Below are 23,238 nucleotides of genomic sequence, written 5' to 3'. Positions count from 1 at the left end.
CCCGACCAGCCGGCCGTTGCCGAAGCCTTCGATCAGGTAGGCGATCAGGCCGCCGGAGGACGGGAAGCGCACGCCGAGCTTGACGCCGTGTAGCCGAGCAGGCCCGCGACGATCCCGGCCAGCAGGAACGACATCCACACCGCGGCACCGGCCACCGCGCCGGCCTCGCCGAGCAGGGCGAAGATGCCGGCGCCCACCATCGAGCCGACGCCGAGGAAGATCGCGCCGCGGACGCTCATGCCAGCGCCAGGTCGGCCCGCTCGGACGCGACCGGGTCGGGACGACGCAGCATGCGCATCCCGTTCACGAACCCGAGCAGCGCGGCGAGCAACGGGATCAAGAGCGCGACCTGGAGCGCGAGCGGCCGCGCGTCGTGGTTGATCGCGAGCATCTCCTCCTGGATCTCCGGCGGCTGCCCGCGCAGCTGCGCCTGCAGTTGGGTGTCGCTGAGCACCTGCGCGTCGTCCTGCAGCGCCTGCGCCACCTGCGTCTTGGCGGCGGGCGGCAGCACGGAGCTGTCGTCGGCCATGCGCGTGAAGGTGAGCGAGAGCGTGGCCAGCAGGATCGCGCCGGCGAACGCGAGCCCGAACGACAGGCCGAACGAGCCGGCCGCGGAGTTCACCCCGGCGGCCTCGCTCACGCGCTCGTCGGAGACAGGGGAGAGCGTGTAGTTGTTCAGCTGGGAGAGCAAGAGCCCGAGCCCGGCGCCGGCGACGATCAGTGGCACGACGAGCGCCCAGCCCGATTCCGCGCGCGGCACCACCGGCAGCAGCGCCACCACCCCGAGCAGCAGCAGCGCCCAGCCGCCGCGGATGACCGCCGCCGGCCGCCGGCCGCCCGTCCGCCGACCCGCCAGCAGCGCTGCGGCGAACATCGTCAGCGACAGCGGCGCGATCGTCAGCCCGGTCTCGAGCGCGTTGTACTCGAGCACCATCTGCAGGAAGATCGGCAGCGCGATCATCATCCCGCCGAGCGCGATGTTCTGCAGCATCTGCGAGCCGATCCCGAGCCGGAAGCGGTCCTCGCGGAACAGGTCGGGATCGATCAGCGTGGGGCGGCCCGCGCGGCGGCGGCGCACGAGCCAGCGCGCGAGCGAGACGAGGGCGACGAGCCCGACCGCGATCAGCACGCCGACGTACTCCCCGCCCTCCTGCCAGACGAGGATGCCGACGATCACGCCGCCCATCCCGACCGCCGACAGCACCGCGCCGACGCCATCCACCCTGCGCGGCCCGGTGTACGGCACGTCACCGATCAGCCGCAGGTTCAGGAGCACCACCACGATCACGACGGCCTCCAGCGCGAAGCCGACGCGCCACGACAGCGTCGTCGTCAGCAGCCCGCCGAGCAGCGGCCCGACGGCGGCGGCGATCCCCGAGGCCGCGCCGACGAGCGCGTAGGCCTTCTTCTGCGCAGCGCCCTGGAAGTTGCCGTGGATCAGCGCCTGCATCGAGGGCAGCAGCAGCGAAGCGCCGAGGCCGCCGATCACGGCCCAGAAGACGATGATCGCCGTCAGCCCCTGCGCGAACGTCATCGCCACGGCGCCGGTCGCGTAGCCGAGCAGGCCGAGCACGAACGCGCGCTTGCGGCCGAACAGGTCGGCCACCTTGCTCCCGATCAGGATGAACGCGGCCGACACGAGCGCCTCGAGCGCGATCGCGCCCTGGACACCGCTGACGGTCGTGTCGAGGTCCTCGACCACGCTCGCGATCGACACGTTCATCAGCGATGTGTCGACCACGAGCACGAACATCGCCGCCGCCAGCAGCAGCGCGAGCCGGTTGCTGCCCTGAGCCTGCTCAGCCATGGCGGCGCGCCATGAGCTTCTTCAGCTCGGACGCCGCGACCACGACCAGGCCGGCGCCGATGCAGATCAGCCACTGGTTGCCGGTCAGCTCGACCGTGTCCAGGACCCGGTGCAGGAACCCGAGCTCGGTCGCGAGGATGATCGCGACCACCGACAGCAGTGACGCCTTCAGGAACGTGCGGTCGTCGAAGGTGTCCAGGCTGAAGATCGACTTGCGCTCGTCACGCGCCGTGAACGAGAACGTGAGGTTGGCGATCGCGAACGTCGTCAGCGCCATCGTGCGCGCGACGTCCTCGCCGTGCTCGTGCTCGGCCCACGCGGCCACGGCCAGCGTCGCGGCGCCCATCACGAGGCCGGCGACGACGAACCAGCGCGTGTCGGCGCGACGCAGGATCGGCTGCTCGGGCTTGCGTGGGCGGCGCTTCATCAGCCCGTCCGCGGGCTCCCCGTAGCCGAGCCCGACCGCCTGGAAGATCTGCGTGGTGAAGTTCACCCACAGCGTCTGCATCGGCAGGAACGGGACGCCGGAGACGATGTTCAGGATGCTCGCGCCGAGGAAGGTGACGATCATCCCCGCCAGCGCGCCCATCTGGAAGCGGATGTACTTGACGAGGTTGTCGTAGAGCCGCCGGCCGAGCTCGACCGCCTTGACGATCGTCGCGAAGTTGTCGTCGGTGAGGATCATCGCCGCGGCCTCCTTGGAGACCTCGGTGCCGGTGATGCCCATCGCGATCCCGATGTCGGCGCGCTTGAGCGCCGGGGCGTCATTGACGCCGTCGCCGGTCATGCCGACGACGTGGCCGTTGCGCTTGAGGATGTCCACGAGCCGGACCTTCTGCTCGGGGGTGACGCGCGCGATCACGCCGATGTCGTCGATCTCGGCGTCGGCCTGCTCCTCGCTGAGCTCGGCGAACTGGGCGCCGGAGATCGCGCGGCCGCGGATGCCGAGCTCGCGTGCGATCGCCTGCGCGGTGACGGCGTGGTCGCCCGTGATCATGCGCACCTGGATCCCGGCCGAGTGCGCGAGCGCGATCGCGTCCTTGGCCGCGGGGCGCGGCGGGTCGACGATGCCGACGAGCGCCAGCAGCGTCAGCCCGTCCATCAGCGTCAGCAGGTCGGCGGCCGGGTCGAAGCTCGCCGGCTCGAAGTCCTTGCGCGCGGTGGCCATCACGCGCAGGCCCTGCGACGCCAGGCGCTCGTTCTCGGCGAGATACCGCTGCCGGAAGTCGGCGTCGACGCCGACGCGGGCGAGGTTCGGGTCCAGGTGCCAGGCGGCGCGGGCGAGCAGCTGGTCGGGCGCGCCCTTGACGAAGCAGCGCACCACGGGCCGCCCGTCCTCGTCCGCCATCCGGTGGAACGTGGCCATCAGCTTGTAGGCGGTGTCGAACGGCAGCTCGGCCACGCGCGGGTACTTCGCGCGCGTCATCTCCAGGTCCAGCCCGCCCTTCTCGGCGAGCACCACGAGCGCGCCCTCCGTGGGGTCGCCGATCATCTCGCCGGTGTCGGTGAGGACGGCGTCGCAGGCCAGCGCGAGCGGGAGCATGAATGCCTCGAGGTCGATCTCGGGCTCCCCGGCGACGTGCTTGATCTGGCCCTCGGTCGAGTAGCCCGTGCCGGACACGCGGTAGCGGCGCCCGGGCAGCGTGAGCTCGACCGCGGTCATCTGGTTGAGCGTCAGCGTCCCGGTCTTGTCCGAGCAGATCGCCGAGGTCGCGCCGAGCGTCTCGGTCGAGCGTAGGCGCTTCATGATCGCGTTGGCGTCGGCGAGCAGGCGCGTGCCGCGCGCGAGGATCGTCGTGACCACGGCGGGCAGGCCGGTCGGGATGGCGGCGATCGCGAACGCGACGGCCACCGTGAAGACCTCGGTGAAGCTCTGCCCGCGGATCATGTTCAGCACGACGGACGCCACGAGCGCGAGCCCGGCGATCGTCACGAGCTGCTTGGTCAGCTTCTCCAGCTGCACCGTCAGCGGCGACTTGGACTCGTCCTGGCGCTGGAGCATCCCGGAGATGTGGCCGACCTCGGTCGCCATCCCGGTCGACGTGACCACGAACTCGCCGGAGCCACGCGTGACGTTCGTGTTCATGTAGACCATGTCCGTGCGGTCGCCGAGCGCGGCGTCCGGCGCGGCGACGGACTCGACGCCCTTGGACACCGGCAGGCTCTCGCCCGTCAGCGCCGACTCGGCGACCTCCAGCGTGGCCGCGCCCAGCAGCCGGCCGTCGGCGGGCACGACGTCGCCCGCCTCGATCTCGACCACGTCGCCCGGCACGAGCTGCTCGGCCGGCAGCTGCGCGAGCTTGCCGTCGCGGCGCACGCGCGCCTTGACGATCATCATCTTCGCCAGCGCGGCCACGGCCGCCGCCGCCTTGCCCTCCTGGCTGAGGCCGAGCACGGCGTTCAGCAGCGTCAGCAGCAGGATCATGATCCCGGTCCCGGGCTGCTTGACGGGGTAGATCGAGATGACGCCCGCGGCCAGCAGGACGAGCTGCATCGGGTCGCGGTACTGGCGCAGGAAGGCGTGCCAGCGCGGCTCGGTCTTCGCCACGGCGAACTTGTTCGCGCCGTAGCGCTCGAGCCGGGCGCCCGCCTCCTCGGTCGTCAGGCCCCGCTCGGGCTCGACGTGCAGCTCGTGCACGGCGCCCTCGCGCGTCAGCGCGTGCCAGGTCGGGACTTCGGTCGCGGTGGGCAGCGGCGCGGTCGTGGTCGCCATCTCGTTCCCTTCAGGCCTCGGGGCGCGCAGTCAGGCCGTGACGGGCTCGCCGAGCACGGCGCGCAGGTGTTCCTCGTCCTCCGTGCTGAGCGAGGTCTGGATGACCTCCCCGCCGAACGGGCGCAGGCGGTCGAGCAGCTTGTCCGGCGCTTCGGCGCGCCCGAGCGCGATCAGCGCCGCGCCGCCGGGCACGAGCTTGGAGCCGAGCGTCTTCATGAAGGTGTCGTCGACGCCGACGTCGGAGACCTTGCCGGCCACCGCTCCCGACGCGGCGCCGATCGCCATCCCGAACACGGGCACGAGGAACAGCAGGCCGATCAGGCCGCCCCACAGCGCGCCGCCGGCCGCGCCCGCGCCCGCCGTGCTCATCGCCTGGTGCAACTTGATCTTGCCGTCGGCGCGGTGCTCGACGATGACCGCGTCCTCGAGGGCGACCAGATGCTCCTTGGTCGCCTGCACGAGCTCCGCGCGCACCTGCTCCGCCGTCGCCATGTCGGGATAGGCGATCGCCACGAGGTTGCCCATGCTGCTCAGCTCCTTCGGTCGGTCGGCAGCGGACCACCCGCGCCGGAACGCCCGGATCGTCACCTCGGGGCGGCCACCGCGCCTCACCCGGATCGGATGATGCCCCCGCGCGGCCGCCGCCGGATGCTCCGGGGCATGACCAAGACGCAGACAAGGGTGCCGCCGGCCGAGGCCTCCTCCGCCGGCGCGGCGTGGACCGGCTGGGTCGTGTTCGCCTCGATCATGCTGGCGGTGGTGGGCCTGATCAACCTCGTCCAGGGGTTCGCGGCGCTGTTCAGCGAGGACTACTTCGTCATCCAGAGCGGCAACGAGCTGCTGGTCGGCGACTTCGAGACGTGGGGCATCGTGATGCTGATCTGGGGTGGGGCCCAGGTCGCGGCCGGCATGGGGCTCAACACCGGACACGGCTGGGCGCGCGTGCTCGCGGTCACCGTCGCCTGCGTGAGCATCCTCGTGCAGATCGCCTTCCTCGCGGCGTTCCCGATCTGGTCGCTGACGATCATCGCGCTCGACGTGATCGTCATCTACGCGCTCACGGCACGCTGGGAGGAAGCGCGCGCCGAGTTGTAGCTATCCGTCGGCGAGCGCCTTGCGCAGGTGCTCGGCCTGCTCCGGGGAGAGCTCGGAGCGCAGCATCACGACCTCCGGGCCGGCGAGGCGAACCGCCACCTCGTCGGCCGAGGCGCGCCCGGTCAGCACGAAGATCGCCGACGTGCCGGGCGTGACGTGGTCGCGGATGCGCTTGACGAAGTCGTCGGCGACGCCGAAGTCCTCCAGCGTCCCGGCGACCGCCCCGGCGGCGGCGCCGAACGCCGGGCCGGCCAGCGGCGTGAGGAACACCAGGCCCAGGAGCATGCCCCAGAACCCGCCCCACATCTGACCGGGCGCGCTGATGGCGCCGAGCTCGCGGGTCGCGGGCGTGCGCCGGCCGCGCGGCCAGGCGACCAGCGCCGCGTCGGTCACGCTGACCTGACCGTCCTCGACGAGCTCGCGGAGCTCCCCGAGCGCCAGCGCCGCGTCCTCCGGGCCGGGAAAGGCCCACACCGTCAACGTGTTCATGTGTCGCCGACCAAGCCGGCCTGGCGGCCGCGCTCGACCGCGTCCGAGCGACACGACACGTCGAGCTTGCGGTACACGGCCAGCGCCTGCGTCTTGACCGTGTTGGTGGAGACGTGCAGGCGCTCGCCGATCTCCCGGAACGACAGGTGGCTCGGGAGCAGCCGCAGGATCCGCAGCTCGGCGTTGGTCAGCGCGGGGCCGTCGCCCGTGGCGCTCTCCGCGAACGCGTCCGCACGTTCCCAGCCGTCGTGGATCCACCGCGAGAACCCGTCCGCCTCCCCGCCCGTGGGGGCCAGCCGCGCCGCGCGCGCCAGCAGCCGACGCGCCGTCGGGCCGTCGCTGAGGCGGATCGCGGCGCGGGCGAGCCAGACGTGGGCCTCGCACACGAGCCACGGCGGGAAGTCGGCGCGCGACGCCAGCAGCCGGTCGGCTTCTCCAGCGTCGTGCCGGGCCTGCGCGATCTCGCCGCGGTGGGCGGCGACGACGGCGGAGGTCGCGGCCACGAACGCGTGGATCGCCTCCGGTCCGGTGGGCGGGAGCGTCGTGCGGGCCTCGAGCGCGTGATGGGCGGCCTCGTCCCAGTCCTCGATCTCCGCCGCGACCAGCGCGAGCTGCGCATGCGCGGTGGCCGCGACCGTCGCGACGTGACCGGTCGCGCGGCCCGCGGCCTCGTCGAGGCACACGACCGCGCCTTCGACATCCCCGTCCAGGTGCGCGGCGATCCCGAGGATCAGGAGCGCGAGCGCATGCCAGGGGCTGTCCGCGGGCAGCAGCGCACGGGCGTGGGCGGCGTCCTGCGCGGCCGCCGCGAGGCCGGACGGAGCGAGGCACGCGCGCAGCAGCGCGACCGCCGCGTGGCCGCCGGCGAGCCGGTCCGTCTGCAGCCGGTGCTCGGCGACGGCGACCGCGGCGCACGCCGCCCGGCGCCGGCCCGTGAGCAGGTGGTGGACCGTTGCGGTCAAGGCGAGGCCCGCGTCGTCGGACACGGCGGAGCCCCGGACGGCGCCGAGCCATTCGCCGAGCGGCTCGACGCGTCCGTTCGCCGCCAGCCGCGGCGCGTGCGCCCAGGCGATGCGTCCGGCGAGCCGCGTGTCACCGCAGGCGACGGCGTGGCGGATGGCGAGGCTCGGCTCGCGCTCGCGCGTGAACCAGCGCGCCGCGCGGCGGTGCAGCACGCCCACCCGCTCCGGCTCGTGGACGCAGAGCTCGGCCCGGAGCATCTGCGCGAGCAGCGGGTTCCAGCGGAAGGCGAGGTCCGTGCGGTCCAGCGGCTCGATCGGGACGCCGGAGCGCGCGAGCCGCTCCAGCGTCGCGCCGGAGCCGTGCCCGTCGAGGACGGCGTCGCAGGCGCCCGCGGTCAGCCGGCCGATGATCGAGGTCCGCCGCACGAAGGCGCGCTCGACCGGGGTGAGCGGGGCGAGCACCTCGTCGCGCAGCAGCTCGGCGACCGCGCGGTCGGCGCCGCCGAAGGCCATGATCGCCGCGTCCTGATCCGTGGCTCCGGCGACCGCCGCCGTGGCCAGGTCGACCATCACGGGCCAGCCGCCGGTGCGGGCGAGCAGCCGTCCGAGCCGGTGGCGATCCAGCCGCAGTCCGGCCGTCTCGACGAGCCGCGCGGCTTCGAGCGGGGTGAGCGCGAGCTCCGGGGCTCCGAGCTCGAGCAGCAGCCGCCGCGCGCGCAGCCGCCCGAGCGCACCGGGCGGGCGTGCACGCGACGCGAGGACCAACCGGCTGCCGCGGGGAAGCCGGCAGGCCGTGTTGAGCAGCGCCTGCGTGCGCGCGGGGGAGGTCAGGCGCGTGTCGTCGACGACGACGACCTGGGCCGCCGGCGAGCGGATGACGCCCTCGAGCCGGCGCTGCACCGCGTCCACCGCGTGGTCGCCGGGGCACGCGAGCCAGGTGAACGGACGTGGGTCCCGCGCCGCCCACTCCTCGAGCAGCGTCGTCTTGCCGTAGCCCGCCGGGGCGACGACGAGGACGATCGGCGCGTCGGTCGTGGTCAGCTGACGCACCAGCCGCGTGCGCGGCACCGCACTCGCCGGTAACCCGGCGGCGGGGAGGGCGAGCGGCTCGACCAGGGTCAGCGTGGAGGCGGACACGGCTCCAGCAGCATCCGTCCAGCTGCCCCCGACGGCCAAGGGCGCTCGCCCGCCGACCGGCACGGGCGTAGGCACCACCTCCGCCGGTGTGGTGGGCCGATTCGACCGGATCGCGGCCAAGGTTGACGAAACGCGGCAACGCGCCAACTGGCGTGTAGGGTCCGGCCCATGCCGATCCGGGTGGTGCTCGGCGAGGACAACCTGCTGGTTCGCGAGGGTGTCAAGCAACTGCTCGACATCGATCCCGACGTCGAGGTCGTCGCCGCGGTGGGGGATCTCGAGTCGCTGCGCGAGGCGTGCGACCGCGAGCGCCCGGATGTCGTCGTCACGGACATCCGGATGCCGCCGACGAACACCGACGAGGGCATCCGCCTCGCCGCCGAGCTGCGCGAGCGGTTCCCGGAGACGGGGGTGGTCGTGCTCAGTCAGTACGCCGACCCGATCTACGCGCTGGCGCTACTGGACGGCGGCTCGGCCCGCCGGGCCTACCTGCTGAAGGAGCGTGTGCACAACCGGGCGGAGCTGACGGCCGCGATCCACGCGGTCGCCGCCGGTGGTTCGCTGGTGGACGCGAAGATCGTGGACGCGCTGGTGGCGGCCCGCAGCCAGGCAGAGCGGTCGCCGCTGAACGAGCTCACGGTACGCGAGCGCGAGGTGCTGGTCGAGATCGCGCGCGGCAAGAGCAACATGGCGATCGCGGAGGAGCTGTTCCTGACCAAGCGCGCGGTCGAGAAGCACATCAACGCGATCTTTCTGAAGCTCGGCCTCGCGAACGCCGAGGACGTCAGCAAGCGCGTCAAGGCGGCGCTCATGCTCCTGTCGGAGTCGGGCAGCGTGAGCCGCGTCCCGTAGCGTCAGCGGCGCCGGTGCGCGACCCAGAGGCCGTGCAGCAGGCGCGGCGTCAACCAGTGCTTGCAGATCACGGCCGCGGCGCCGCAGCCACGAGCGACGCGCGACAACGACGCCTGGTCCAGCGTCGACGCGAGCACGACGACCCGCGTCGGGTCGCCGGCCAGCAGCCGCGTCGCGACGGCGACGCCGTCGATCCCCGGCATGCGGACGTCGACGAGGACGAGATCGGGGTCGGTCTCGCGTACGAGCCGCAGCGCGGACTCGCCGTCCGCCGAGGTGCCGACGAGCTCGAACCCGGGCGTCGAGGCGATCAGCGCCGCGGCCGTCGCCCGGAACGCGGGCAGGTCGTCGACGGCGACGACCCGGACGGGCGGCTGCGCTTCGGAGCTGGCCATGGCTGCGAGCAGCGTCCCGGGTGCCGGCGGCCCGGGCAAGGAGGCCTGCACGGCAGGCGCCTGATGCACGCACGAAGGAGCTTCCCCGAGTGGCGAGATCATCCGCCGCGGGCGAGGCGGCGTCGTCCCGCCCAGCGGGACCGTTCATCCCATGGGTTCGATCGCCTCGGGCGAGACGTGAGGTGAGCGCGCTGCTGCCGGCCGAGCGCGGTCCGGCGCCGACGACATCGACCCTGCATCGCCGTCTCGCGGCGACGATCGGGCTCATCGGCGCGGCGGTCTGCGCGGTGTCGGTGACGTTCATCGTGCGCTCCGTCCCGGCGGACGAGGCGGTCGGGCGCGGGACGATCGAGCTGCTGGTGATCTCCGTGCCGATCGCGGCGGGCCTGTACGCGATCCAGGTGCCGGAGAACGTGCGCTTCGGCCTCGCGCTGATCGCCACCGGCTTCGCGTGGTCGCTGACGGCGCTCGGCGAGTCCGAGGCCAGCCTCCCCTACAGCGTCGGCCGCGTCGCGGCGTGGCTCGTGTTCCCGAGCCTGATCTTCCTGATGACGGCCTTCCCCTCGGGACGGGTCACGCGCGGGGTCGACCGCACGCTGTTCCGCGCGTTGAACGGGCTGCTCGTGCTCGGCTACATCGGATCGGCCCTCTTCGTCGAGCACTACCCCGAGCACACGCCGTGGGCGACGTGCCTCCAGGACTGCCCGCCGAACGCGTTCCTGGTGCTGGACAGCGAACCGGCGTTCATGGAGTCCGTCGTGCAGCCGCTGCGCGAGCTGTTCGCGATCCTGCTGTTCGCCGCGGTGGTCGGGTCGATGGCGTGGCGCTGGCGGGCCGCGACGCCGCTGCGGCGGCGCACCCTGCTGCCGGTGCTGCTGGCGAGCGGCGCGTCCGTCGGGCTGCTGGCGGCGTTCCTTGTGGTGCGCCGCTCCGATCCCTCCGCACCGGCGGTCGAGACGCTCGGGCTCCTGTGGGGGCTGTGCGTCGCCGGGCTGGCCGCGGCGTTCTGGGTCGGTCTCGTGCGCCGGCGGCTGCTGGTCGGGGACGTGCTCGCGCGGCTGACCGGCCAGCTGAGCGACGGGGTGGACGCCGGCCGCCTGCGCGACGTGCTGCGGACGGCGCTGTGCGATCCGACGCTCGACGTGCTGGTCGCCGACGGTCCGGTCCGCTGGCTCGACAGCTGCGGTCGTCGCGTGGGACGGCTTCCGGTGGCGGCCGGGCGCGAGCTGACGATCATCCGTGACGACAGCGGCGTGTCGGTCGTCGCGCTCGTCCACGCTCCCGGGCTCCGTGGGGACGAGGAGCTCCTGGGCGCGATCAGCGGCATCGTGCGCGAGGCCGTCCGCCATCACGAGGTCACGACCCGGCTCGCGGCGACGTTGCGCCAGCTCGAGCAGTCGCGCCGCCGGATCGCCGAGGCGGCCGACCTGGAGCGCGCCCGGATCGAACGTGACCTCCACGACGGCGCCCAGCAGCGGCTGATGATGCTGCGGATCCGGCTCTCGCTCGCCGAAGAGCTCCTGCGCACCGATCCCGTGGGCGGTGCCGACGCGCTGCACGAGCTCGGCACGGAGGCCGAGCGCACGCTCGAAGAGCTCCGGGCGCTCGCGCACGGCGTCTATCCACCGATCCTCAGCGACCGTGGGCTCGAGGAGGCGCTGCGCAGCCTCGCGGCGGACGTGACCGTCCCGCTGCACCTGCAGACGATCGGGCTGACCCGGCAGCCGATGGAGATCGAGACCGCCGTGTACTTCACGTGCCTGGAGGCGGTGCAGAACGCGATCAAGCACGCGCCGACGGCCACCGCGGTGTGGGTGCAGCTCGAGCAGCGCCGGACGCTGGCGCTCGAGGTGCGCGACGACGGCCCCGGGTTCAGGCTGCCGGTGGAGTCGCTGGACGGCACGCTGCGCTCGTGCAGCGGGCTGCGCAACATGCGCGATCGGCTCGAGGCCGTCGGCGGGTCGCTGAGCATCGACAGCGCGCCCGGACGCGGCACGCGCATCATCGGGCTCGTGCCGCTCGACGCGCACGCGTCGGTCTAGCTCAGGGCGCGAACCGGTCCGCGATCAGGCCGTGCCGCAGCGCGCGGTCGCTCACGGTCAGCGCTTCGGCGCCGAGCACGTCGAGCACGGTCTGGACGATGCAGGCGCCGGCCAGGATGACCTCGGCGCGGGCGGGCTGGAGGCCGACGATCGACCGGCGCTCCTGCGCGTTCATCCGGCGGAGGCGTTCGATCTGGGCGGCGATGTCCGCGCGGCGCAGGACGCTGCCCTGGACGGCGTCGGGGTCGTAGGACGCGAGCGCGAGCTCGATCGCGACCAAGTTCGTCACCGCGCCACCCATGCCGATCACCGCGGGCGCCGCGGGGCGGCCGGCGAGCCGCTCCAGATCACCCGCGACCGCGACGCACGCCGCCGCGACGACGTCCCGCGACACCGCCTCGTCCAGGTCGAAGCGCTCGGTCAACCGCACCGAGCCGACGTCGACGCTGAACTGCTCCGCGACGTGGCCACCGGCACCGATCGTGAACTGCGAGCTCCCGCCGCCGGTGTCGAAGACCACGAGCGACTGCCGGCCGAGGCCGAGCCCTTCCGTCGCGGCCAGGAACGCGAGCCGCGCCTCCTCCTCGCCGGGGATCACCTCCACGATCACGCCGCTGGCGGCGTGCACCGACGCCATCAGCTCGGACGTGTTGGGCGCGAGCCGCAGCCCCGCGGTGCCGACGGCGGCGATCTCCGTCGCGCCGAGCGCCCGCGCCGCCTCGGCGAGCTCGGTGATCGCGTCGGTCGTGCGGCGGATCGGCTCCGCACCCAGCCGACCGGACTCGTGCAGGCCCTCACCGAGCCGCGTCACCTCCGCGCGGTCCGCGAGCGCGTGCCACTCGCCATCCGCGGAGCGCTCCGCGACGTGGAGCTTGACCGAGTTCGTGCCGACGTCGATCACCGCGTACCGGTGCGCGCCGACGCCGAGCAGCGCCTTGATCCCGCGCGCGACCGACACGTTCCGGCGTCCGGCGAGGCCGAGCTTGCGCACCGCCGCGATCACGCGCCGCGGGTCCTCGCCCTCGATCACGATCGTGCGCGTCGAGTGCTCACCGACGCGAAGCTCGCTCAGCTCGGCCAGGCAGCCGTCAAGCCGATAGTGGGCCCGCCGCTTGTGGACCGGCGCCGCGAGCGCGAGCCGGGCGAGGTCGGCGAGCGCGTACGCGGGCGGACCGGGCGGGGGAGCCGGGGCGTGGAGCGCCTGCAGCACCGACCGCACGTCGGTCGGGGCGAGCGGGAACGCCGCCTTCATCACCGGCCGCCACTGCTCGAGCCCGTCCGCGTTGACGCCCTCGAGCTGCTTGACGTCCATCAGCGCGTCGCGCACCTTCACCGACGCGTCGCTCTCCGGCGAGAGCAGGTACAGCTCGTCCGTCTCGTGCACCCGCTCCGGCGTCCGCGCGGTGAGTGCGGCCTCGGCGGCGCCGAAGCGCTCCCCGAAGCTGCGCCACTCCCAGCGCGGGACGATCTCCGCCGGCACCGCCATCACGCCGCCGGAACCGGCTCGCCGAGCGCGTCGCGCACGCGGGCCTCGTCCTCGCGGCTCAGCGAGGTCTGGATCACCTCACCGCCGTAGCGCCCGATCCGCTCGAGCACGCGCTCGGGCGCCCCGGCGCGGCCGAGCACGATCACCGCCGCGCCGCCCGGCCCGAGCTTCGCGCCGAGCTGCTTGACGAACTGGTCGTCCACGCCGATGTCCGTGACCTTGCCGGCGGCCGCGCCGGTCGCGGCGCCGAGCGCCATCCCGATCACGGGCGCGAGGAACAGCAGCCCGATCAGGCCACCCCAGAGCGCGCCGCCCGCCGCGCCGGCCCCGGTCAGGCTCGCTCCCTGCCGCAGCTTGACCTTCCCGTCACCCCGGTGCTCAACGACCACCAGGTCCTCGAGCGCCAGCAGGTTCTCCTTCGTGGCCTGCACCAACTCCGTCCGCACCGCGTCCGCGGTGGCGACGTCGGGATAGGCGATGGCGACCAGGGTGCTCATGACGTGGCTCCTCCTCGCTGGCTGATCCCCTCCAACCCAACCGCGTCCGCGGGCGCCCTGCATCACCCGATCCGCATGATCTACGGGCGCAGCGACTCGACGTGGCCCTCGGCAACTCGTGGCCGGCCATCGGTGCGGTTGCAGTTTGCGGGACGCTGGACACTTGCCCAGCGTGGACTTCGAAGACCTCTACCGGACGACCTATCCGCGGGTGCTGGCCTATGCCCGTTCGATGGCGTCGCGCGAGGACGCCGATGACGCCGTAGCCGAGGCCTACGCGATCGCCTGGCGCCGCAAGCGGGACATTCCCCGCGGCGCCGAGCTGGGCTGGCTGATCGGCGTCACGCGCCGCGTTCTGGCCAACACCCGCCGCAGCGGCCGCCGCGCCGGGGCGTTGCACGCGCTGCTGGACCTGCAACCGAAGGTGGTCGGCATCGACCCGGCCGACCGCATTGACGACGGCGAGCTGCGTGAAGCGCTGCTCACGCTCTCGCCGCTCGATCGAGAGGCGGTCGTGCTCACCGCGTGGTTCGACCTCTCGAGCGCGGACGCCGCCCGCGCGCTCGGGATCACCCCGGCGGCGTTCCGCATGCGCTCGGCGCGAGCCCGTCGTCGGCTGCGCGCCGCCCTCACCCCGACTGCGAGCAAGGAGCAACCCCGATGGGAAACCCTGTGATCGAGCACCGCCTGCGCGCGAGCCGTCCGGAGGCCGCGGACGTCGACGAGGACGCGTTCGACGCGGATCTCTTGGCGCAGGTCATGCGTCTTCCTGAAACGCCCTCCCGGTCTGTCGGCCGCCGTGTGGTCATCCCCGTCGCCACTGCGGGAGCGACGCTGGCCGCTGCGGCGACGGTGATGTTCGCGGGTGGCCCGGGCGACCTCGGTGGGCCGTCCTCGGCGGTCGCGATCGAGCAGGCGCTGCGCTGGTTCAGCCCGCCGGACGGCACCGTCCTGCACGTGCGCAGCGTCGAGACGCAGGACGGGCGCACGACGACGCGCGAGAGCTGGCAGGACGCGGACACGCCGACGAACAGCCGCGAGATCCTCGACGGCCCGATCCGCTACGAGACCGCGGGCGACGGCCTGTACGACCCGACGACCGACACGATCTACAAGGCCCCCAAGCCGGCGACCAAGGACGACCCCGTGGAGTCGATCGTCGGCGACCCGGTCGTCAAGAAGGTCCGGTTCGGGCTCACGGAGCAGTTCCTGACGGTCACGGGCCGCGGCCGCCACAACGGGCAAGACGCGTGGGAGATCGCCCTGAAGCCGGACGCCGGACGTCCCGTCTGGAAGGTGTGGGTCTCGGCCGAGGACGGCAAGCCGCTCGAGCTGAGCGACCCCGGCCGCGACGCCGGCGAGGCACCGTCCTCGATCCGCTGGGAGACCTACGAGGTGCTCGAAGGCGACGCCGCCGCACGACTGACGACGCTCGAGGGCGCACACCCGACCGCGACGGTCGTTCGCGATCGCGCACGGGTCGAGGCCGCGTTCGAGCGCGTCTATGGGGCCAAGGACGGGCGCAAGAAGTAGCGCCGGCCCTTACGCGACGACGGAGATCTTCCCGCGCTTGTGGGTGCCGAGCGCGCCGAGTGCCTCGCCGAGCTCGTCGAACGCGAACGAGCGGGCGAGCGGGACCTGCAGTCCGTGCTCGTCGATGGCGCGGGCGAGCCGGGCGGGGGCCTCGGGGTCCGAGACGGCCATCACGTTGATCTCGGCGGCGCCGAGCGCGGACACGGTCTTGGCGCCGTCGCGCAGCCCGGGTGCGTTCGCGGCGAGCTGCTCGGGCGAGTAGGAGATGAGGTCGATGAGCGCGTCGGCCTGCGGCGCGGACCCGCGTTCGGGCACTTCGCTTGCTCCGAGCGCCTCGAGGTAGTCGCGGTCGTCCGCGTTGGCGGGAGCGATCACGGTCGCGCCCGCGCGTGCGGCGAGCTGGACGGCGAAGGCGCCGACGCCGCCGGTGGCGCCAAGGATGAGCACGCGCTCGCCGCCGGTCAGCGCGAGCGCCTCGACGGAGAGCAGCGCCGTGATGCCGGCCAGCGGCGCGGCGCCCGCCTCGGTCAGGCTGAGGGACGCGGGCTTGGGGGCGAAGAACGGGCTGAGCGTGATCCGCTCGGCCCACGCGCCCGCTCCGACCGCAGGGTCGGCGTGGGGGACGAACCCGAACACTTCTTCGCCGGTGTCCTCGACGACACCGGCGAAGTCCCGGCCGAGGACAACGGGGAAGGCGTAGTCCGCCATCCCGCGCAGCATGCCGCCGGCGATCGCGGCGTCGACGGGGTTGACCGAGCTCGCATGCAGGCGCACGATGCGCTCGCCGGTGGGGTTGGGGAGGTCGGTGCGGATTCCGGGCGCGGTGTCGAACGCGTCGAGGGTGAAGGCCTTCATGTGAGCGTCTCCAGGAAGTTGCCGACCTTGACCTCGAAGTCGGTGCGGGCGGCGTAGAGGTCGTAGAGCGCGGCGGCCGCGGTGTCGGCGTCGTCGCCCTGCATGAACATGTCGATCGCGAGATGCCCGACGTACGTGTCCGGCGCCAGCGCGAGGTGCAGCGTCTTCGCGTAGGCGCGCAGCGCGGCCATGGCGATGCCCACGTTGGCCGTCATCGGCACGGGCGTGATCGACGACGCGGCGGTGGTGAACAGCAGGGCACCACCGGGCCGCAGCTCCGTCGCGTTGACGGCGGCGATGGCGCCGAGGACCTGGTGCTGGAACGGCGCGAGGACGGCCTCCGGCGTGAGGTCCTTCGGCTCCACGAGCCCGAACGTCGGGGTGGGGCTGTACTCGAGCACGTCGATCGGGCCGATCGAGTGCAGGGCGGCGGCGAGGCCTTCGTGGTCGGTGACGTCGGCGGCGACCTTGCGGGCGTCGAAGTCGAGCTTGGACGGGTCCCGCGAGATCAAGACGATCTCGAAGCCCGCGGTGGCGAAGCGCCGCGCCAGCGACAGGCCGAGGCCCGGTCCGGCGCCGACGATGGCAAGCGTCTTGGACATACGTCAATCGTAGAGCATCCTCCATGATCTACGACCTACAATGAAGCTGTGAGCATCCTCGAGGAGCACGAGAGCAGTCCCGGCCTGCTGCTCGCCCTGCTCGGCTACGACGCGATGCGCCGACTGCGCGCCGCTCACGACGCGCACGGCCTCAAGCCGCGTCAGTTCCAGATCCTCGGCCTGCTCGAGCACGGCGGGCTCAGCCAACGCGAGCTCAACGACCGCATGGGCCTCGACCCCAGCCTCGTGGTCGCGCTGCTCAACCCGCTGGAGGCGGACGGCTTCGTCAGCCGCGAGCGCGACCCGGCTGACCGCCGGCGCCATACGGTGAGCCTCACGCCGGCGGGCGCCACGCTGCTGGTTGCCGCCGGCGAGGCTCAGCGTGCGGTCGAGGACGACCTGTTCGCGGCGCTGGACACGCAGCAGCGGGAACAGCTGCGAGCGCTCCTCCTCGCGCTCAACCAGCCGGCATCCGACTGCGCGTAGCCCGCGTCCCGCGTCCCGCGCTTCAGCTCGTGACGAGCTGTCGCTGCGCCAGCCGCTGCAGCACGGTGACGGCGGCGTCGACGACCTGCGGGTCGAACTGGGTGCCCGAGCAGCGCCGGAGCTCGACGATGGCTTCCGCTGGGGTGCGGCCACGGCGGTACGAGCGGTCGGTGACGATGGCGTCGTAGGTGTCGCAGACGGCCACGATGCGAGCGGCGAGCGGGATCTGCTCTCCGGCGAGGCGGTCGGGGTAGCCGTTGCCGTCGTAGCGCTCGTGGCTGGAGCGGACGATGGTGGCGACCTCGGAAAGGCCGGGAGCGGCGGCGATGATGCGCTCGCCGATGATCGTGTGCTGGCGCATGTACTCCCACTCGGCCTCGTCGAGCGCGCGCGGGGCGTGCAGGATCGCGTCGGGGATCGCGATCTTGCCGATGTCGTGCAGGGCGGCCGCCCGGCGCAGGGCGAGCAGGTCCGTGGGAGCGAGCCCGAGCTCTTCGCCGACGGCTCCCGCGAGGTCGGCCACGTCGTCGACGTGCTCGCGCAGCTCACCGTCGTGCTCGGCGGCGACGCACAGCAGCACGTGGTGCACGGCCTCGTCCACCGTCCGCCGGCCACGTCCCTTGTCCGCGTACATGCGCTGGTCGCAGAGGCGCAGCGCGTCCGCGGCGTCGCCGACGTCCGTCGGGATGGCGACGGCGCCCGCGGAGCAGCTGATGCTGAAGCGCTCGCCCCGCTCGCTGAGCGCGTCCTTGGCCCGCGCGACCAGGACGCGGTCGGGAACGGGTTCGTGCGAGAGCACGCAGAACTCGTCGCCGCCGAGGCGGTAGGCGCTTGCCGCCGGGCCCATGGTGGCGGCGAGGTTGCGTCCGAGCCGCACCAGGAGCGCGTCCCCGGCCGGGTGTCCGAAGCTGTCGTTGTAGGCCTTGAAGCCGTCGAGGTCGAACGTGGCCAGGACCGCGCCGCGGTCCGGTCCGGCGTCCTCGACCGCACGCTCGAGGTCGAGGATGAGCGCGCGGCGGTTGCCGAGACCGGTCAGCGCGTCGGTCAGCGCGTCGTGCTCACTGGCGCGAAGCGTCTGCAGGTTCTCGCGGAACGTCAGGGCGAAGCGGACGACGGCGACGACGATCGTGCCGCAGGCCAGCCAGACCGCCACATGGTTGAGCACGACGTAGTGATCGACCACCAGCACGCCCAGCGCGACGAGCGTGAAGGTCGCCGGCAGGACGAGCAGGCCGCCGCGAAGGCGGCGCGCGTCGAGCCGCTGGGCCGGGAGGCAGGCGGCCAGGCCGATCAGCAGGTAGGCGGCCGGCCAGGTCAGGTCGAGCAGGGTGTAGTCGCGGTACGTGCCCAGCGCGGCCTGGTAGAGGTAGATCACGTCCGCGACGGCCCAGGTCGCGAACGCCGCGCCGAGCAGCAGCCACGAGGCACCCGCGCGGCGTCCCGTCATCGCGGTCACCGCGATCACGAAGGCGAGGAGGCTCAGATCGCCGAGCGGATAGGCGAGGTTGGTCGCGACCGTCGAGAGCGTTCCCTCGGTGCTGGCGACCACCCCGAACACGAGTGCCGCTCCGACCGCGGCGACCGCCAGGCCACAGAGCAGCCCGTCGAGGAACAGCACCGACGACACGCGGCCGGCGCGAGCACGCAGCAGCAGCACGAGCGCCGCGTACGTGGCGGGGAAGATGCTCAGGTAGCCCGCGTCGGCCCACGAGGGGTACGGCGGCGAGGCGAGTCCCTGGAGCGCCGCGAGGTAGTAGATGTCGCCCGCGGCGTAGCCGAACAGCCCGACCGTCAACACGGCCCACGCCGTCCGCTCGGTCCCGCGCGAGGCCCGCACCCGGAGCGCGCACACGGCGATCACGAGGAACTCGACCGCGTTGTAGGCCTTGTCCCACCACCAGGGGAACACAGGTGGGATCACGCCGGCCACGCGCAGCAGCACTGCGGCGAGGCTCAACCCGGCGGCGACCAGCAACCACGTCTGAAGGCGCGACGCGCAGAACAGCTTCACTACCAAGCAATCGACACGCGGTGCTCCGGCTTGAGCTGGGCGGGGCGCGTCTGGCGTGTACGCACAACTTGGGAGGCCCCGCCGAAGCGGGGCCTCCACGTCACGCAGGCGTTACGGCGTCGTCGTGGACAAGGTGAACGTCAGCGTCCTGCTGTACGTGCCCGTGCGCAGCGGTTCGTTGGCCGCGATGTGCTGCTTGAACGCGATCGTCACCGGGTCGTTGGAGATCGGCGCCGTCCAGCGGGACTTGGTGAACGAGACCTGCAACGGCTCGCGGAGCGAGAACGCGCCGTTCGTCAGCCGGCCCGGGTCCGACACCGACAAGGTGGCGTCGCCGGCGGTCGAGATGACCTTGGCGTCCGTGCTGGCGTCGTAGGTGCGGTCCACGCCGGGGACGAACGCGGGGAACGTCGCCGGCGCGCCGAGTGAGAGCGAGAGCGTCGCCGGGACCGTGCCGCCGACCGGGAGGTCGGTGCTCGTGCCCTGCAGGAAGGTCACGTCACCGGAGGCCACGTCGTAGACCTGGTAGCCGTTCTCGTAGCGGAGGTGCTTCGCGTCGCCGCTGCCGGTGGCGACGAACGTCTGCGCCGCGCTCTTGGCGGGGACGTAGACGGTGGCGGTCGTGTTGGCGGGGACCGTGACGTCGTAGCGGGTGATCCCGGTGGCGTTGCGGCGCCACTCGCTGCGGGCCGTGCCCTGCGGGGTGGTGTAGTGGCCCTTGGCGTGGGTGAGGTCGCCGACCGGGGTCGGCTTGAACACGAGGTCGCGGTAGGCGATCGAGCTCGCCGACTGCTTGATGCCGGCCACGCCGGTGTGGAACCACTCCTCGATCTGGAGCAGGATCACGTGGTTCTGGGAGTCGCCGAGGGTCCAGCGCTCGGGCATGGTGGTCATGCCGTTCGGGTGCGCGGCGGTGGGCTGCAGCAGGAAGCCGTAGCCGGGCCGCGTGTTCTCCTGCATCACGTCCCACAGCACGTCCGACCGGCCGCCCTCCATGAGTGACCGGACGACCGGGCCGAGGCCGACGTGGCCGGCGCTGAAGTGCGGGCCACCGCCGAACGGCGCGTAGGCGTAGATGTTGTCGACGAGCGCCTGCAGGATCTGCGGGCGGTCGGCCTCAGGGGCGAGGCCGGCGTCGAGCGCGATCGCCTGCGCGGCCTGGGTCGCGCCGGCGGTCCCGGCGTTGCCGGCCGCGGTGTACCGCTTCAAGGCGGTGTTGTAGAAGCGGGCGTTGTAGGCGGTCTTGATGCTGGCCGCGAGCTCGCCGTAGCGGGCGGCGTCCTGGGTGCGGCCGATCAGGGTCGCCATCTCGGACATGTACTTGGCGGACAGGTAGTAGCCCCAGGTGCCGAACATCTGCTGGGAGGTCTGCTCGTTGGAGACCCAGTCGGCGAGCAGGGCGGTGACGATGTACGCGTCCGCGCCGGTGCCGGCCTTGCGGCGCGCGACGAAGTCCATGTACGTGTTCATCTGCTCCCAGAACTCACGCATGGTCTGCGTGTCGCCGTAGAGCTTGTGCAGCAGCCACGGGACCTGCACGATCGACGAGCCCCAGTTGATCTCGTCGCCGAACTGGCCCGAGTAGCCCCAGTCGTAGACGGGCGTCTTCAGCGCGACGTTGCCCGCGTCAGGACCCTGCTTGGACTGGCCCTCGACGAGCTGGACCTGCATGTTGCGCAGGTAGGCGGCGTAGTCGAAGTTGACGTTGAGCGAGCCGATCGGCTGGACGTAGTCGGCGCCGTAGGGCAGCTTCTCGCGGCCCGGGCAGTCCGTGAACGTCGACATCTGGTTGCTCTCGATCGAGTGCACCGACATGTCGTGCAGGCGGTTGATGCGCGCGTTGTCGGTCTCGACGTCACCGGCCTTCGGGACGTCGGCGAACAGCTGCAGGCCACGGACCAGATCGGTCGTGGGGGTGAAGCCCGCCGGGAGACCGGTCACCTGCAGGTACTGCATCGCGAAGTAGTTGAACTTCGGATGCCAGGTCTCGCCGCCGGCCGCACCGCGCGTGGTGTAGGTGGCGAAGATGTCCGAGCCGCGGCCACCGACGCCGATCGACGCCTGATTGACGGTGCCGTTGGCGTTCAGCGTCTCGGCGGGCAGCGCCTTGACCACCGTGCCGGCCGGGAACCCCGCGGGGAGGCGGAGCTCGGGCCAGCCCGCAAAGTTCTGGCCGAGGTCGAAGACCCACACGCCCGGCTGCGGGTTGGTGACGCTCACCGGCGTCCAGGTCCGCTGCACCTTCACCGGCTCGGCGCGCCGGGCGGCGAGCTTGGTGGTGAGGTTGGGCGCGGGGACCAGACCCGCGCTGCGCCACTCGACGGCGCTGCCGTCACGGCGCGTGGCCGACGCGCTCAGATCGCTCGCGTCGGCGAGCTCCCGGCGGGCGTCGTAGTCCGTGCCGCCGAACCAGTGGTCGGTGACCGCCGGGCCGAACGCGGCCTGCCAGTCGCGGTTGGTGACGATCGTCTGCGTGGAGCCGTCGGTGAACGTGATCTCGAGCCGTCCGATCAGGCGCGGCGTGACCTGCGCGCCGGCGCTCGCGTCGAGGTTGGCGATCGGGTTGCCCGAACCGGTCACGAGCGAGCCCGCGGCGTGCGCGCTCGAGAGCGCCGGCGTGAACGTGATGCCCGTGCCCGGCGTGGTGACCGCCGTGCCGGTCGCGTAGGCGCGGTCCAGCGCCGAGACCGTGAGGCCGGAGCCGGAGTTCACGACCGTCGCGTTCTGCGCGTGCGCGGCGCCGAGGGCGGGCGTGAAGGACACGCCGGTGCCGTCGTAGCGCACCGCGGCGCCGTTGGCCGCGGCGGCGGCGAGCGGCTCGGCCAGCGTGAGGCCGGTGCCGGCGGCGCCCTGCGTGCCGACGGCCGTGACGCGCGCCGTCTGGCCGCCGATGGTGATCGTGCTGTCGGGGACGAGGCCGGTGACGCTGGCGACGCGCACGTTGGTCGCGCCGGCGTCCGCCGCGGCGGCGAGCGTCGTCGCCCGGCCCTGCGTGCCGACGTCGGTCACCGTGCGGGTCTCGCCGTCGATCGCGAGCGTGTTGCCCGCGACGATGCCGGTGATGGCCGCGAGCTTGACGTTGGTCGCGCCCGCCGCAACGGGGGAGAAGAGCGTGGTCTGCGAGCGGGCGGTACCGACCGCCGTGACGGTCGCCGTGCCGCCACCGTCGAAGCGGAGCGTGTCCCCGACGCCCAGGCCGGTGACGCTGGTGACCTTGACGTTGGTGTCGCCCGCGGCGGCCGGGAACGCGAGCGCGGTGCTCGACGGCGCCGTGCCGATCGACGTGATCGTGCGCGACTCGAAGCGCTCGCCACCGTCACCGGTGTCGACGTTGATCGCGCCGCCGACGTAGTAGCTCGCGACGCTGGAGACGCGCACGTTGGTCGCGCCGGCGGGCGCGGCGTCCAGCAGTGTGCCGCTGCCGACCGCGGAGCTGCTCCACCACGCGAACGAGTTCGTGCGCGCGACGCCGGGCGCCGGGTTGGCCATCTTGACGTTGTGCGCGGTGCCCTGGCCGAGCTCGACGCCGAGCGTGTTGGCCCCGCTGCGGAGCTTGCTCGTGACGTCGTAGGTGCGGTACTCGGCCGACAGCTGGTAGTTCGAGTAGCCCGGCGCGAGCACCTCGTCGGTCAGCGCGGCGCCGTTGAGCTTGGCGTCGAACAGCCCGAGCCCGCTGATGTGCAGGCGTGCGCTCTGGACGCTCTTGTCGAGCGTGAAGCCACGGGCGAAGATCGGCAGCGGCTGCTGGGTCGTGCGGCCGGCGAGCTCGATCCACTTCGCCGAGCCCCAGTCCGACTGGTCGAGCAGCCCGGTCTCGAAGCTCGCGAGCGAGCTCCACGCGGACGCCTCACCGTTCGCGTCCCAGACGCGCACCTGCCACACGGCGGGCTGGCGCGAGGGCAGCGGAGCGCCGCCGTACTCGATGTCGTTGACCTCGTCGGAGGCCACCTTGCCCGACTGCCACAGGTACGGGCCCGACGCGAGCCGCGCCTCGGACGTGGCCACGCGGATCTCGTAGGCGGACTGCTGGGCCGCGCGCCCCGCGCCGCTGAGCTTCCAGCTGAAGTCAGGCGTGCTGTCGCCGATGCCGAGCGGTTGGGACAGGCGACCCGTCTTGAGCTCGCTCGTGCTCAGCGCCGGAGCGGCCACTGCCGTCGAGGTCCACAACCCCGCCGATGCTACGGCAGCCAACGCGACACCGCGACGGATCCTCCTGGACCGTCGAGGTCGGTGCTTGGTGACCATTTTCTCTCCTCACTTGGAACAACAGACCGAT

Annotated in this window: 19 protein-coding genes; 6 read left to right on the top strand and 13 right to left on the bottom strand. The window is 72.7% G+C overall.

The window, feature by feature from the left end; genetic code table 11:
• Window positions 1-44: 44 nt before the first annotated feature.
• The 4 genes from OJ997_RS13715 to OJ997_RS37560 are packed head-to-tail and all read right to left on the bottom strand — an operon-like array spanning window position 45 to window position 5,132.
• Window positions 45-239, bottom strand: coding sequence for a hypothetical protein (locus OJ997_RS13715; protein WP_270025679.1), 195 nt, complete (start codon window positions 237-239; stop codon window positions 45-47).
• A complete protein-coding gene (locus OJ997_RS13710) occupies window positions 236-1,807 on the bottom strand; it encodes an MFS transporter (protein WP_270025678.1) in 1,572 nt (523 codons plus the stop codon). Before OJ997_RS13710 ends, OJ997_RS13715 begins: the two co-directional genes overlap by 4 nt.
• A complete protein-coding gene (locus tag OJ997_RS13705) occupies window positions 1,800-4,520 on the bottom strand; it encodes a cation-translocating P-type ATPase (RefSeq protein WP_270025677.1) in 2,721 nt (906 codons plus the stop codon). The genes OJ997_RS13710 and OJ997_RS13705 overlap by 8 nt, the downstream gene beginning before the upstream one ends.
• A gap of 30 nt (window positions 4,521-4,550) precedes the next feature.
• Complete coding sequence (locus tag OJ997_RS37560) at window positions 4,551-5,132, bottom strand: DUF1269 domain-containing protein (protein ID WP_270025676.1); 582 nt, start codon at window positions 5,130-5,132, stop codon at window positions 4,551-4,553.
• Window positions 5,133-5,180: 48 nt separating this feature from the next.
• On the opposite strand from OJ997_RS37560, the gene OJ997_RS13695 reads away from it, so the two are divergent.
• Window positions 5,181-5,615, top strand: a complete 435-nt coding sequence (locus tag OJ997_RS13695; protein WP_270025675.1) for a DUF7144 family membrane protein — start codon at window positions 5,181-5,183, stop codon at window positions 5,613-5,615.
• Here the strand turns inward: OJ997_RS13695 and OJ997_RS13690 are convergent, their stop codons facing one another.
• Both OJ997_RS13690 and OJ997_RS37555 read right to left on the bottom strand, forming a co-directional pair.
• Window positions 5,616-6,104, bottom strand: a complete 489-nt coding sequence (locus tag OJ997_RS13690; protein ID WP_270025674.1) for a DUF1269 domain-containing protein — start codon at window positions 6,102-6,104, stop codon at window positions 5,616-5,618.
• Window positions 6,101-8,203: a helix-turn-helix transcriptional regulator gene (locus OJ997_RS37555; RefSeq protein WP_270025673.1), complete on the bottom strand. Its 2,103-nt coding sequence runs from the start codon at window positions 8,201-8,203 to the stop codon at window positions 6,101-6,103. Before OJ997_RS37555 ends, OJ997_RS13690 begins: the two co-directional genes overlap by 4 nt.
• Before the next feature lie 168 nt (window positions 8,204-8,371).
• Between OJ997_RS37555 and OJ997_RS13680 the strand changes: the two genes are divergently transcribed.
• The gene (locus OJ997_RS13680; RefSeq protein WP_270025672.1) at window positions 8,372-9,055 is read left to right on the top strand and encodes a response regulator transcription factor; all 684 of its coding nucleotides are present in this window, start codon (window positions 8,372-8,374) and stop codon (window positions 9,053-9,055) included.
• A 2-nt stretch (window positions 9,056-9,057) separates the two neighbouring features.
• On the opposite strand, the gene OJ997_RS13675 is transcribed toward OJ997_RS13680, so the two are convergent.
• The gene (locus OJ997_RS13675) at window positions 9,058-9,450 is read right to left on the bottom strand and encodes a response regulator (RefSeq protein ID WP_270025671.1); all 393 of its coding nucleotides are present in this window, start codon (window positions 9,448-9,450) and stop codon (window positions 9,058-9,060) included.
• Between the two features lie 182 nt (window positions 9,451-9,632).
• Between OJ997_RS13675 and OJ997_RS13670 the strand changes: the two genes are divergently transcribed.
• Window positions 9,633-11,492 carry an ATP-binding protein gene (locus OJ997_RS13670; RefSeq protein WP_270025670.1) on the top strand — a complete coding sequence of 620 codons (1,860 nt, stop codon included), beginning with the start codon at window positions 9,633-9,635 and terminating at the stop codon, window positions 11,490-11,492.
• Window position 11,493: 1 nt separating this feature from the next.
• On the opposite strand, the gene OJ997_RS13665 is transcribed toward OJ997_RS13670, so the two are convergent.
• Window positions 11,494-12,978, bottom strand: a complete 1,485-nt coding sequence (locus OJ997_RS13665; RefSeq protein WP_270025669.1) for a Ppx/GppA phosphatase family protein — start codon at window positions 12,976-12,978, stop codon at window positions 11,494-11,496.
• The gene (locus tag OJ997_RS13660; RefSeq protein ID WP_270025668.1) at window positions 12,978-13,475 is read right to left on the bottom strand and encodes a DUF1269 domain-containing protein; all 498 of its coding nucleotides are present in this window, start codon (window positions 13,473-13,475) and stop codon (window positions 12,978-12,980) included. Before OJ997_RS13660 ends, OJ997_RS13665 begins: the two co-directional genes overlap by 1 nt.
• Before the next feature lie 172 nt (window positions 13,476-13,647).
• Here OJ997_RS13660 and OJ997_RS13655 point away from each other — a divergent pair, with 172 nt between their 5' ends.
• On the top strand, window positions 13,648-14,151 hold the full coding sequence (locus OJ997_RS13655) for an RNA polymerase sigma factor (protein ID WP_270025667.1): 504 nt from the start codon (window positions 13,648-13,650) through the stop codon (window positions 14,149-14,151).
• Window positions 14,136-15,008 carry a hypothetical protein gene (locus tag OJ997_RS13650; protein WP_270025666.1) on the top strand — a complete coding sequence of 291 codons (873 nt, stop codon included), beginning with the start codon at window positions 14,136-14,138 and terminating at the stop codon, window positions 15,006-15,008. The genes OJ997_RS13655 and OJ997_RS13650 overlap by 16 nt, the downstream gene beginning before the upstream one ends.
• A gap of 9 nt (window positions 15,009-15,017) precedes the next feature.
• Here the strand turns inward: OJ997_RS13650 and OJ997_RS13645 are convergent, their stop codons facing one another.
• Window positions 15,018-15,863 (bottom strand): NADP-dependent oxidoreductase, encoded by an 846-nt coding sequence (locus OJ997_RS13645; protein ID WP_270025665.1) that lies wholly within the window; start codon window positions 15,861-15,863, stop codon window positions 15,018-15,020.
• Window positions 15,860-16,465, bottom strand: a complete 606-nt coding sequence (locus OJ997_RS13640; protein WP_270025663.1) for an SDR family NAD(P)-dependent oxidoreductase — start codon at window positions 16,463-16,465, stop codon at window positions 15,860-15,862. Before OJ997_RS13640 ends, OJ997_RS13645 begins: the two co-directional genes overlap by 4 nt.
• A 48-nt stretch (window positions 16,466-16,513) precedes the next feature.
• On the opposite strand from OJ997_RS13640, the gene OJ997_RS13635 reads away from it, so the two are divergent.
• Window positions 16,514-16,951 (top strand): MarR family winged helix-turn-helix transcriptional regulator, encoded by a 438-nt coding sequence (locus OJ997_RS13635; RefSeq protein WP_270025662.1) that lies wholly within the window; start codon window positions 16,514-16,516, stop codon window positions 16,949-16,951.
• Window positions 16,952-16,973: 22 nt separating this feature from the next.
• Here the strand turns inward: OJ997_RS13635 and OJ997_RS13630 are convergent, their stop codons facing one another.
• Together OJ997_RS13630 and OJ997_RS13625 are read right to left on the bottom strand one after the other, a co-directional pair.
• Window positions 16,974-18,962, bottom strand: coding sequence for a diguanylate cyclase (locus OJ997_RS13630; protein WP_270025661.1), 1,989 nt, complete (start codon window positions 18,960-18,962; stop codon window positions 16,974-16,976).
• A gap of 111 nt (window positions 18,963-19,073) precedes the next feature.
• Complete coding sequence (locus OJ997_RS13625) at window positions 19,074-23,129, bottom strand: family 78 glycoside hydrolase catalytic domain (protein ID WP_270025660.1); 4,056 nt, start codon at window positions 23,127-23,129, stop codon at window positions 19,074-19,076.
• Window positions 23,130-23,238 lie beyond the last annotated feature (109 nt).

Origin of the sequence: Solirubrobacter phytolaccae, assembly GCF_027587195.1 — a bacterium.
Taxonomy (GTDB): domain Bacteria; phylum Actinomycetota; class Thermoleophilia; order Solirubrobacterales; family Solirubrobacteraceae; genus Solirubrobacter; species Solirubrobacter phytolaccae.
The sequence above is the reverse complement of the archived record's forward strand: the minus strand, read 5'-3'. Positions and strand labels throughout refer to the sequence as shown.

Bases quoted from the DNA above. Each gene is read 5' to 3' on its own strand.
- OJ997_RS13710 (WP_270025678.1), bottom strand. From the start codon at position 1,807: ATGGCTGAGCAGGCTCAGGGCAGCAACCGGCTCGCGCTGCTGCTGGCG.
- OJ997_RS13650 (WP_270025666.1), top strand. From the start codon at position 14,136: ATGGGAAACCCTGTGATCGAGCACCGCCTGCGCGCGAGCCGTCCGGAG.
- OJ997_RS13675 (WP_270025671.1), bottom strand. From the start codon at position 9,450: ATGGCCAGCTCCGAAGCGCAGCCGCCCGTCCGGGTCGTCGCCGTCGAC.
- OJ997_RS13640 (WP_270025663.1), bottom strand. From the start codon at position 16,465: ATGTCCAAGACGCTTGCCATCGTCGGCGCCGGACCGGGCCTCGGCCTG.
- OJ997_RS13705 (WP_270025677.1), bottom strand. From the start codon at position 4,520: ATGGCGACCACGACCGCGCCGCTGCCCACCGCGACCGAAGTCCCGACC.
- OJ997_RS13660 (WP_270025668.1), bottom strand. From the start codon at position 13,475: ATGAGCACCCTGGTCGCCATCGCCTATCCCGACGTCGCCACCGCGGAC.
- OJ997_RS13715 (WP_270025679.1), bottom strand. From the start codon at position 239: ATGAGCGTCCGCGGCGCGATCTTCCTCGGCGTCGGCTCGATGGTGGGC.
- OJ997_RS13690 (WP_270025674.1), bottom strand. From the start codon at position 6,104: ATGAACACGTTGACGGTGTGGGCCTTTCCCGGCCCGGAGGACGCGGCG.
- OJ997_RS13680 (WP_270025672.1), top strand. From the start codon at position 8,372: ATGCCGATCCGGGTGGTGCTCGGCGAGGACAACCTGCTGGTTCGCGAG.
- OJ997_RS13645 (WP_270025665.1), bottom strand. From the start codon at position 15,863: ATGAAGGCCTTCACCCTCGACGCGTTCGACACCGCGCCCGGAATCCGC.
- OJ997_RS13665 (WP_270025669.1), bottom strand. From the start codon at position 12,978: ATGGCGGTGCCGGCGGAGATCGTCCCGCGCTGGGAGTGGCGCAGCTTC.
- OJ997_RS13695 (WP_270025675.1), top strand. From the start codon at position 5,181: ATGACCAAGACGCAGACAAGGGTGCCGCCGGCCGAGGCCTCCTCCGCC.